This is a genomic window from Stenotrophomonas sp. STEN022 (assembly GCF_056760155.1).
The window spans coordinates 1-10,845 of record NZ_JBRREG010000124.1 but is presented as its reverse complement, the minus strand read 5'-3'; the positions used below and the strand labels follow the sequence as shown (position 1 = coordinate 10,845).

General features: G+C 65.6%; 6 protein-coding genes and 1 pseudogene. 4 read left to right on the top strand and 3 right to left on the bottom strand.

All coding sequences use genetic code 11. The annotated features are described in order from the left end of the window. Positions 1–17: 17 nt before the first annotated feature. Positions 18–983 (top strand): annotated as a pseudogene (locus ACVOMF_RS18915) (ribonuclease H-like domain-containing protein); the annotation flags it as partial. A 193-nt stretch (positions 984–1,176) separates the two neighbouring features. Here ACVOMF_RS18915 and ACVOMF_RS18910 read toward each other — a convergent pair. The 3 genes from ACVOMF_RS18910 to ACVOMF_RS18900 all read right to left on the bottom strand — a co-directional run bounded on the left by ACVOMF_RS18910 (position 1,177) and on the right by ACVOMF_RS18900 (position 4,597). Then, positions 1,177–2,994, bottom strand: coding sequence for a M56 family metallopeptidase (locus ACVOMF_RS18910; RefSeq protein ID WP_481510636.1), 1,818 nt, complete (start codon positions 2,992–2,994; stop codon positions 1,177–1,179). A gap of 3 nt (positions 2,995–2,997) precedes the next feature. Then, entirely contained in the window at positions 2,998–3,384 is a 387-nt protein-coding gene (locus tag ACVOMF_RS18905; RefSeq protein WP_282266187.1) for a BlaI/MecI/CopY family transcriptional regulator, read from the bottom strand. A 97-nt stretch (positions 3,385–3,481) separates the two neighbouring features. After that, complete coding sequence (locus tag ACVOMF_RS18900; RefSeq protein WP_481510635.1) at positions 3,482–4,597, bottom strand: saccharopine dehydrogenase family protein; 1,116 nt, start codon at positions 4,595–4,597, stop codon at positions 3,482–3,484. Between the two features lie 426 nt (positions 4,598–5,023). On the opposite strand from ACVOMF_RS18900, the gene ACVOMF_RS18895 reads away from it, so the two are divergent. From ACVOMF_RS18895 to gltB, 3 genes are all read left to right on the top strand, one after another. After that, on the top strand, positions 5,024–5,344 hold the full coding sequence (locus tag ACVOMF_RS18895; protein ID WP_481510634.1) for a hypothetical protein: 321 nt from the start codon (positions 5,024–5,026) through the stop codon (positions 5,342–5,344). A gap of 207 nt (positions 5,345–5,551) precedes the next feature. After that, complete coding sequence (locus ACVOMF_RS18890; RefSeq protein WP_481510633.1) at positions 5,552–5,938, top strand: I78 family peptidase inhibitor; 387 nt, start codon at positions 5,552–5,554, stop codon at positions 5,936–5,938. A 294-nt stretch (positions 5,939–6,232) separates the two neighbouring features. Next, positions 6,233–10,687, top strand: a complete 4,455-nt coding sequence (gltB, locus tag ACVOMF_RS18885) for a glutamate synthase large subunit (protein WP_481510632.1) — start codon at positions 6,233–6,235, stop codon at positions 10,685–10,687. Positions 10,688–10,845: the final 158 nt, after the last annotated feature.

The window sequence follows — 10,845 nt, the reverse complement described above, 5'->3', positions numbered from 1 at the left end:
CCCCCCCGCCCTTCTAGGGCGGGCCGGCGCCCGCGCCCCCGTGCCGGGCGGTGGCGCGCGGGCGGCGCCTTGTGCGCCGCGGGGCAGGGGCCCGCCCGCCCCCCCCGCTCCTACAAAAGCCGAAGCAGGAATCCTCCGTATTCGGCTGGGTCGATCAGATCCAGCACAAACCCGCAGCGCCACAGGACGGCGCCGCGCTGCGACGTTTGTTGGCAACACGCAACCGCGCCATCGCTCCTGCACAACCCGTCGAACGCGGCCCGGTTGATCGCGATCTGCCCGGCACCGAAATCGCGCCCGGACTGCACCTGATCGAAACCTTCATCCCGCAGGCGATTCCAACGCAACCGCTGTCGTTGGCTTTCAGCAAGCGTCCTGAGGAATCTGTCGCGCCACACGACCTGCTGTTCTTCGATACCGAGACCACCGGCCTGGCCGGCGGCACCGGTACCCGCGCCTTCATGATCGGCGCCGCCGACTGGCATCACGATGCAGCGCGCGGCGAAGGCCTGCGCGTGCGCCAGCTGCTGATGTCGACGATAGGCGCGGAGAGCGCGATGCTGGAGTTGTTCGCCAGCTGGTTGTCACCAAGCACCGTGCTTTCCAGCTACAACGGCCGCTGCTATGACGCGCCGTTGTTGAAGACGCGTTACCGGCTGGCGCGGCGCGGTGATCCGATTTCCGCATTGGATCACGTGGACCTGCTGTTCCCGACCCGCCGTCGCTATCGCGGCACCTGGGAAAACTGCCGGCTTGCGACCATCGAGCGGCAGTTGCTGCTGATCGCTCGCGAGGATGACTTGCCGGGTTCGGAAGCGCCAGCGGCGTGGTTGAGTTATCTACGCGGCGGCAGCGCGCGCAACCTGCGCCGTGTTGGCGAACACAACCATCAGGACGTGGTGACCTTGGCGCTGTTGTTCCTGCGCCTGGTACAGGCGGAAGCGGATGAACGGGCGGAATTGGCGTTGGAGGCGGAGCGCTGAGTTTCAGTTGCTCGTCAGGCGTTGCTTGTAGAGCCTACCCCTCCCCAGCCCTCCCCTTGGCTACGCCAAAGGGAGGGGGCCAAGCTCTGCTCCCTCCCTTTCGCTGAAAGCGAAGGGGAGGGTTGGGGAAAGTTGGGGAGGGGTGCTTTTGCTCCGGCCCTAAAACCAAGCCCCAGCAAACCCTCCCAGAACATCAACCACCAAGCGGCTGCGCAATTCCGCTGCTGATCGCTTCGCGGATCATCTGCTCGGCATCACGATTGGCCTTGGCGCTGGCCGCCGCCTGCTGCCTGCCCAGCTCGGCCTGCTGCTTGCCCAATTCCCTCTGCTGCGCGGCCAGGCTTTCCATCTCCGCACGCATCGCCGGGTTCTCCATTTCCTCGCGGGCCTGTTCCAGCTTGCGGCGTGCCTCTTCAGATGCACGACGTTGTGCGGCAGTACGTTCACCCGAACTCAGTGCCAGCTCCGCCTGCTCACTCGCCAGCTCACCAATCCGTGCGCCGATCTCGCCCATGCGCTCACCGATCTGCCCCTGGCGGTCGCCCAATGCTCCCTGCCGGTCACCCAGGCGGCCCTGGGCATCACCCAGACGCACGCTTTCGGCATACAGCTGCTGAAAGCGCGACAAGGTTGCCGCATCGCGCACCACATAGCGCTTGCCATCACGGCGTACCAGCAGCACGCCCTTGCCGTCATCCAGTTGCTTGGCTTCGCGCAGGTCGGCGACGCTGCCATTCATGACGTTGTGGTTGCCCTTGATCAGCACATAACCATCAGCGTTCTGGTTGCTGGAAAGGTGGATCACGCCTTGCGTACGCAATGGTGCAGCGGGTGCGGGCGGGGCCGCAGGCGGTGCGGGTGGCACCACCAACGCCGGTGGTGCTGGCGGCGCAGGCGGTGCGGCGGGTACCGCAGCACCGGCAACTACCGTGCGTGTCACCGAACGTGCAACCGGTGCAGTTGGCGCAACCGGCGCGGCGGGTGCGGCCACAGGCACCGGCGGTGCGGGCGGCGCGGGCGGTGCCGGCATCGCCACCAGCCGCAGCGGTGCCACGCCGACCAGGGCAACGGCAACGATGATCAAGGCCGCACCGACGCGCGGGAAGGAAGAAGTGTCCTGCAACATGAGCAATCTCCGCTTGAGGCTGAGGAAGGTCGGCGACGCGCTGGCCAAACCAGCGCCCGGCCGGGGAGCAACGCCCAACTGCAATAGCAGGCGTCCGTAGTGTTGACGGCAGTGCCGGTCACCGGCGACCACCGCGGCATCCACCGCAGCTTCGCGGGCAATGCCGTATTCGCGGGCGGCCAGGTGCACCACCGGGTGGAAGAAGAACAGGTGCTGAGCAAGCGCAGGCACCAGACCCAACCACAGGTCATGGCGTTGCAGATGCACCAGTTCGTGGGTCAGAGCCATGTCCAGCTGGTCGTCGCCCATGCGCTGCAGGCCACGCGCCGGCAGCAGCACCGGACGCCATGGGCCAATCAGCTGCGGTGAATCAATCGCAGTGCTGAGCATCAAGCGCGGTGCGCGGTGCAGGCCATGCGCATCGGCGGCCAGCGCAAGCGCGGCGTTGAGCTTGTGATCGTGGCAGGGCTGTGCGGAACGCAGCAGGGCACGACTGGCGCGATACGCCAGCGCGGTGCGCAATGCCATCACCAGTACGCCGGCCGCCCACATCGCCATCAGCACCAGGCTCCACGACCAGTTGCTGTCCACCGGCAAGGGCTGCATCACGATCAGCGGCGCGGTAGTCACCGGTGCAGCGGTGGCCGCAGCCTGCGCCACTATCGGTGCAGCATCGACGGCAGGCAGCAGCGGCAACTCCAGCGGGGACGCCCAGAACAGGCCAACCACGGCCTGCACCGCCACCAGCCACCACAGCGCGCACTGGGTGCTGGCCGGCAGGCGTCGCACGTACCGGCACAGCAGCCACACCAGGCCCGCCAACAGCGCGGTCTGCACACTGGTCGCCAGCAAGCGGCTGCCCAACAACTCTAGCGTCATCGACATGGCTCAGTCCTCCCGGCGCTGCGACTGCAGCTTGCTGACCAGCGCTTCCAGTTCGGCCAGTTCGTTGTCGCTGACCTCGGCCTTCTCCGACATCCACGCCACGAACGGCGAGATCGAGCCCTGCAGGGTCTTCTCGACGAAGCTGCCGACCGCGCCGTTGACCACGTCCTGCTGCTCGGCGGTGGAGCTGTAGCGGTACACGCCCTCGTCCTGCTCGCGCTGCAGATAGCCCTTGGTACGCAGGCGCTCCATCATCGTCAGCACGGTGGAGCGTGCCAGTCCGCGGGCCTCACCGAAGCGTGCGGCTACCTCGCCGACGCTGGTGGGTTCGTTCTCTCCGATGTACTGCAACAGGGCCAGTTCCTGGTCCCCGATGGTCTTGCGGCGCATGACCGTCTCCGTGACTACATTTGTCGTCACGGTAGATCTGCCTACATTTGTAGTCAATAGCCCGGATGACACCCTGACCGCTGTCGGGCTGAATGATTCAGCTGACTGCGCTGTCGATCTGCCAGCGCGCGAACTCGCTTTCAAACTCGGCCAGAGTGAGCAGGCCGAGACAGGCATGGGCACCAGTCGGTAGCGCCTCACCACGGGCAAAGCGGCGAGCCAGCAGCACGGCTGCAAGGGTGGGAATCTCCGGGCCGTGCAGCATTGGAGCAGTGAGGTCCCAATGCACGGTGTGCTGCAGGCCATCACGCTGACCACGCAGGGTGATGCGCATGCCGCCAAGATCAGTGCCAAAGCGATCGAACCAGCGACCGGCCCGGGCGAATACGCCGGCCAGCGCTTCCATCGGCAATGGCAGGCCATGCCGGCGCAGCCAGGCCAGCGTCGCCAGGCAACGCGACAGGAACTTCAACTCCAGCGCCGCGCGAAAGCGCACCGTCGCCACGCCCGGATAGCGCTGCACCAACAGCGTGTGATCTGGCACATCGCAGGGCGAGGCCAGTCGCGGGCCGATGCGGGCGAAGCGCACCGGCTGCGGATCGGCCCAGCCGATCACCGTCTGCCAGCGCCCATCCACCCAGCACTCGAACGGCTTGCCGCAATACGACAACACCGCGCGCACCGTGGCCATGCCCAGCGGCGTGGCCTGTGCGGGTGCGATCACCATGTCGATGCTATGCAGCTGATCGAACTGCGGGGCCAGTGCATCCACGACCGCACTTGAGAGCGCAGGCAAGGTACTGGCGCCGCTGATCGCACTTCGTTGTGTCTGTTCGGCCAGGGCCTGCAATTGCTGCGGGAAATCCGCGACGAAATCGCGACCGTCGGCGAGATCGACGTAGTGCATGCCGGCACGTAAACAGGCCTGTGCCACATCGTAGCCCTGGCCTTGGAAAGGACCGGCGGTGTGGATGACCAGTGCCGCTCGAGTAGCTGCAAGCTGCGCTTCGAAATCAGCTGCGGCGGTATCCAGCCTGCACAGTTCGATGGTCGTCAGATCCACACCGGGCAGATGCGCCGCAGCCTGCGCTGGGTTGCGGCCCGCAGCTATGACTTTGATGCCTGGCGTGATCGCGAGCGCACGCACGATGCGCGCGCCGAAATGACCGTAACCGCCCAACACCAGAACACGACAGCTTTCCTGCTGTGACATCGGATCTTCCTGCGTTGATTGCTGGGTGGATTATCAGCGAGGAATGAACTGCTTTCGCCCCTCCCCTTTGGCGCAGCCAAGGGGGAGGTTGGGAGGGGGTGGCTTTGGCCGTTGCTTGTGCGCGTTGTTTGGCTTTGTTGCGAAGAGCACCCCTCCCCAACCCTCCCCTTCGCTACGCGAAAGGGAGGGAGCTTTTGCTCCTCCCCTTTGGCGCAGCCAAGGGGGAGGTTGGGAGGGGGTGGCTTTGGCCATTGCTTGTGCGTGTTGTTTGGCTTTGTTGCGAAGCGCACCCCTCCCCAACCCTCCCCTTCGCTACGCGAAAGGGAGGGAGTGGATCCGCTGCGTCACGCACCAGAAAGCAACTTTTCATCCCGCTCTTACACCTGCGGCAGCACCCTGCATGCACACCCCTGCCTGGAGTCCGCCATGTATCGGATGCTGGTCACCGCCAGTTTCAGCGCCATCGTCGCCACTGCCTGCAGCACCGCCCAGGTCAATCAGGTGCAGCCCATCGACGGCGTCATCTCCGGTCAATGCCATAGCGACATGGTGCGCGGCGCGGTCGGCCTGGCGGCAGCTCCCGGCACAGTGGAGCGCGCGCGCGTGGACAGCGACAGCCTGCAGGTACACGTGGTGCGCGGCAGCGGGGATAACATCAACAGCGCCACCCCACCTAGCAGCGGTGGCGAGCGTCTGACCATCGAAGTGGGTCGCACCAACAACATCACGGCGCTGCGTTGCGGCTGACATTGCAGAAGTCGCAGCGCGTCATGCAGCCCATGTAGCTGCATCGTTGAACAGCGCCGACTGCGGCGTTGCTTCCGGGTACTGCGATCTTCCCATTCCCGATAGACAAAGCTCCGCGGGAGTGTCTCGCAATCTGGTGCGACGCAGCGTCAACACGTCCTCACTTGGCGATATGCTTGGGTCGTCCCTCAATAGCTTGGAGTTCCGATGCAATTCCCGTCGACGCCGCGCGCCCTGCGCCGCCCCGCCGCCCTGATTGCCACCGCTGCACTGATGCTGGCCCTGAGCGCCTGCACAAAGCCGGCCCCGGAAGAACAGGATGAGGCACTGAACCAATCCCAGCAGGCCGCTGAAGCCGCCGCTGCGCCCGCTGAAGCCACGCCGCCGCCGGGCGCCTGCGACGCCAGCCAGGTGCAGGGTCTGGTCGGCCAGACCTATAGCGATGCCATGCAGGCCCAGGCCAAGGAAGATGCCGGCGCCACCGATGTGCGCGTACTCAAACCCAACCAGCCGGTCACGATGGAGTTCATCGGCGAGCGCCTGAACATCGAACTTGATGAAAAGGGCACGGTCAGCGGCGTCCGCTGCGGCTGAATTGGCAGCGCCAAAGCCTTGCTGGGCAAGGCTTTGGTTGCGCTCGCAACGATGTATTGCGGCGCTGCAGCAACTGTGATTTAGTCGAGCCATCCGGTGACCTCAAGGTGCGCTCCAGGTAGAGCACGTTGCGTCCATTGGGTGGGCGCGAGGGCGCTTGGATCAGGCGTATACGCCGCAACGGCGTACGTCGGGTCTTACCCCAACAGCACGACGCGATCCATCTGATGTGCATGACGTGCTCAGCGAGCGGGCAGGAGTGTCGCCGCTCACCTGAATCGCATCGAGGCACAGATGGCAGTCCGCACCCCGCAAGGGCTTTACGACCCGCAAGACGAACGCGACGCCTGTGGTTTCGGCATGGTCGCCCAGCTCGACGACCAGCCATCGCGCCTGTTGGTGGATACCGCCATCGCCGCCCTGTCGCGCATGACCCACCGCGGTGGTGTTGCCGCCGACGGTCTCACCGGCGACGGCTGCGGCCTGCTGCTGCGCAAGCCCACCGTGTTCCTGCGCCAGCTGGCCGAAGAGGCTGGCATCGTGCTCGGCCCCAACTTCGCCGCCGGAGTTGTGTTCCTGCCGCACGATGCTGACGCTGCGCAGCGATGTCGCTCCGAACTGGATGCACAACTGCACGCCGCCGGCTGCCATCCGCGCGGTTGGCGTGAAGTGCCCACCGATGACAGTGTCTGTGGCCAGTTGGCACGCGACACGCTGCCGAAAATCGAACAGGTGTTCGTCGATGCCGACATCGAGCAGAGCGCCGAACAATTCGCACTGGCGCTGTTCATGTCGCGCCGTCGCAGCGAACAGACCCTGCGCGATGTCGCCGACTACTACGTCACCACGCTCAGCGCCGAAGCCATCAGCTACAAGGGCATGGTGCTGCCGGACAAGCTGAGCACCTTCTATCCGGACCTGCAGCGCCACGAACTGGCATCCAGCGTGGTGGTGTTCCACCAGCGCTTCTCCACCAACACCATGCCGCGCTGGCCGCTGGCGCACCCGTTCCGCATGCTCGCCCACAACGGCGAGATCAACACCATCGAAGGCAACCGCCACTGGGCGCAGGCGCGCAGCAAGGTGTGGAAGACGCCGAAGTTCGACATCGCCGAGTTCGACCCGGTGATCTCGATGCACGGTTCTGATTCGCAGAGCATGGACAACATGCTGGAGCTGATGGTGGCCGGCGGCATGGAGCTGATCCAGGCGCTGCGGATCCTGGTGCCGCCTGCAACCCAGTCGCTGGAATTCAAGGACGCCGACCTCGCTGCGTTCTACGAGTTCTACGGTTTGAACAGCGAGCCGTGGGATGGCCCGGCCGGCATCGTTGCCTGCGACGGCCGCTATGCCGCCTGCACCCTGGACCGCAACGGCCTGCGCCCGGCGCGCTGGATGCTGACTTCCGATCGCCACTTCCTGGTCGCCTCCGAAGCCGGCGTGTGGGAAGTGCCGACCGAGCGCGTCGTGCGCAAGGGCAAGCTCGGTCCGGGCCAGATGATGGCCATCGACCTCAAGCGCGGCGATCTGCTCGATTCCGAAGCCATCGACCGCATCAACCGTGCACGTGCGCCGTACAAGCAGTGGCTGCACCAGGGCGTGACCTACCTGCAGACCGAGCTGATCGATCCCTCGCTGGCCGAGGAACCGTTCGATGAGGCGACGCTGCGCAGCTACCACAAGCTGTTCCAGCTCTCGACCGAGGAACTGGAGCAGGTGCTGCGGCCGCTGGCCGAAACCGGGCAGGAAGCCACCGGCTCGATGGGCGATGACACACCCATCGCCGTGCTCAGCCGCCACACCCGTCCGTTGTATGACTACTTCCGCCAGGCCTTCGCGCAGGTCACCAACCCGCCGATCGATCCGCTGCGCGAAGAATGCGCGATGTCGCTGACCACCCAGCTCGGCAAGGAGACCAACATCTTCCATGCCGGTGCGGAGACGGTGAACCACGTCATCCTCAACTCGCCAGTGCTGAGCCAGCGCAAGCTGCGCCAGTTGCTGAAGATGGAGCAGTACGTCGAGCGCAATCGCCTGATCGACCTGTCCTACAGCGTCGAGGAGGGCCTGAAGGCCGGCATCGAGCGCATCTGCGCCGAGTGCGAGCAGGCCGCACGCGATGGCGTGGTGATGCTGCTGTTGTCCGATCGTTACCCGGTTGCTGATCGGCCGATGGTGCATGCACTGCTGGCGACCAGCGCCGTGCATCATCATCTGTCCAAGGTTGGCCTGCGCTGCGACGTCAACCTGATCCTGGAAACCGGCACCGCCCGCGACGCGCACCACATGGCCTGCCTGCTGGGCTTTGGTGCCACCGCGGTGTATCCGTACCTGGCCTACCAGACGCTGTTCGACCTGGGCCGGCGCGGCATCCTGCAGTTGAAGAAGGGCGGTGAGGTCTCGCAGATCGGCCGCAGCTACCGCAAGGGCATCTACAAGGGCCTGAGCAAGATCATCTCCAAGATGGGCATCTGCACCATTGCCAGTTATCGCGGCGCGCAGTTGTTCGAGATTGTCGGCCTCGACCCGGACGTGGTTGCACTGTGCTTCCCGGATACCGCTGCCCGCATTGGCGGCGTGGGCCTTGCACGCTTGGATACCGAAGCACGCGAGCTCACCGTGCGTGCCTGGAACGATCTGGCGCAGCCGGAAGTAGGCGGCCTGCTCAAGTACGTGCACGGTGGCGAATACCACATGTACAACCCGGACGTGGTGATGACGCTGCAGCGCGCATCACGCACCGGCGATGCCGAAGACTGGCGCAAGTACATGGACGCGGTGCATTCGCGCCCGACATCGGCGCTGCGCGATCTGCTGCAGCTCAAGCCGGCAGCAACGCCGGTGCCGCTGGACGAAGTGGAACCGGCCGAAGCGCTGTTCAAGCGTTTCGATACCGCTGCGATTTCACTGGGCGCACTGTCGCCGGAAGCGCATGAAGCCTTGGCAATCGCGATGAACCGCCTCGGCGGCCGTTCCAACTCCGGCGAAGGCGGCGAAGATCCCGCCCGCTATGGCACCGAGAAGCGTTCCAAGATCAAGCAGGTGGCCTCCGGTCGCTTTGGCGTCACCGCCGAATACCTGGTCAATGCTGAGGTGCTGCAGATCAAGGTCGCGCAAGGTGCCAAGCCCGGCGAAGGCGGCCAGCTGCCCGGCCACAAGGTCAACGAGCTGATCGCGCGCCTGCGCTACGCCAAGCCCGGCATCGGCCTGATCTCACCGCCGCCGCACCACGACATCTATTCGATCGAAGATCTGGCGCAGCTCATCTACGACCTGAAGCAGGTCAATCCGGAAGCGCTGGTGTCGGTGAAGCTGGTCTCGCATGCCGGTGTCGGCACCATCGCCGCGGGTGTGGTGAAAGCCGGTGCCGACCTCATCACCGTGTCCGGCCACGACGGCGGCACCGGTGCCTCGCCGATCAGTTCGATCCGCTATGCCGGCGTGCCGTGGGAGCTGGGCGTGGCCGAGTCGCACCAGGCACTGGTCGGCAACGACCTGCGCAGCCGCACCATCCTGCAGACCGACGGTGGCCTGAAGACCGGCCTGGATGTGGTCAAGGCCGCACTGCTCGGCGCCGACAGCTTCGGCTTCGGCACCGGGCCGATGATCGTGCTCGGCTGCAAGTACCTGCGCATCTGCCATCTCAACAACTGCGCCACCGGCGTCGCCACCCAGGACGAGCGCCTGCGCGCGGGTTACTTCACCGGCCTGCCGGAACGCGTGGAGAACTTCTTCCGCCTGCTGGCCGAGGAAGTGCGCGAGTGGCTGTCGTACCTGGGCGTGCGTTCGCTGGATGAGATCGTCGGCCGCACCGATCTGCTGCAGCAGCTGGAAGTGTCGCCGCGCGAAGGCGTCAAGGTCGACCTGTCGCGCCTGCTCGCGCCTGCGCATTACGACGGCGCGCATTGCGCCGCGCAGCGCCTGTACCAGTCGCCGGACAGCCTGGCCACGCAGATGGACAACCTGCTCGCCGATGCCATCGCCAACAAGCAGGGCGGCGAGCACCGCTTCCTGATCCACAACACCGACCGCTCGGTTGGCACGCGCCTGTCCGGCACCATCGCCCGCGCGCATGGCAACCACGGCATGAGCGAAACACCATTGAACCTGCGCTTCCGCGGCACCGCCGGGCAGAGCTTCGGCGCATTCAACGTCGGCGGCCTGAACCTGGAAGTGGAAGGCGAAGCCAACGACTACGTCGGCAAGGGCATGGCTGGCGGCCGCCTGGTGGTACGTCCGCCGCGCGGCGCCCGCTTCGAGGCACGCAACACCGCCATCATCGGCAACACCTGCCTGTATGGCGCCACCGGTGGCGAGCTGTTCGCTGCTGGCCGTGCCGGCGAGCGCTTCGGCGTGCGCAACTCCGGTGCGCTGGCGGTGATCGAAGGTGCCGGTGACCACTGCTGCGAGTACATGACCGACGGCGTGGTGGCAGTGCTCGGCAAGGTCGGCCTGAACTTCGGCGCCGGTTTCACCGGTGGCCTGGCCTATGTACTCGACGTCGACCGTGATTTCGTCGACCGCTACAACCATGAGCTGATCGACATCCACCGCATCTCGACCGAAGGCTTCGAGAACCATCGCCAGCACCTGCACACCTTGATCGGCCGCCATCGCGAGTTGACCGGCAGCATCTGGGCGCAGCAGATCCTCGACGAGTTCCGCGACTACGTCGGCAAGTTCTGGCTGGTCAAACCCAAGGCCGCCAGCATCGAGTCGCTGGCCGAATCCTTGCGTCGCGCCGCCTGACGGCTTGAGCCCCTCTCCCGCCTGCGGGAGAGGGGTTGGGGTGAGGGCACTTCACCGGCCTCCCCGCAAACCCCCCATTAGGGGCCCCATAAACCCCCCCCGGGGGCAGGGCGCCAACCCACACAAAAAAAATTACCAAGAGCCCCAACCAACCCGTC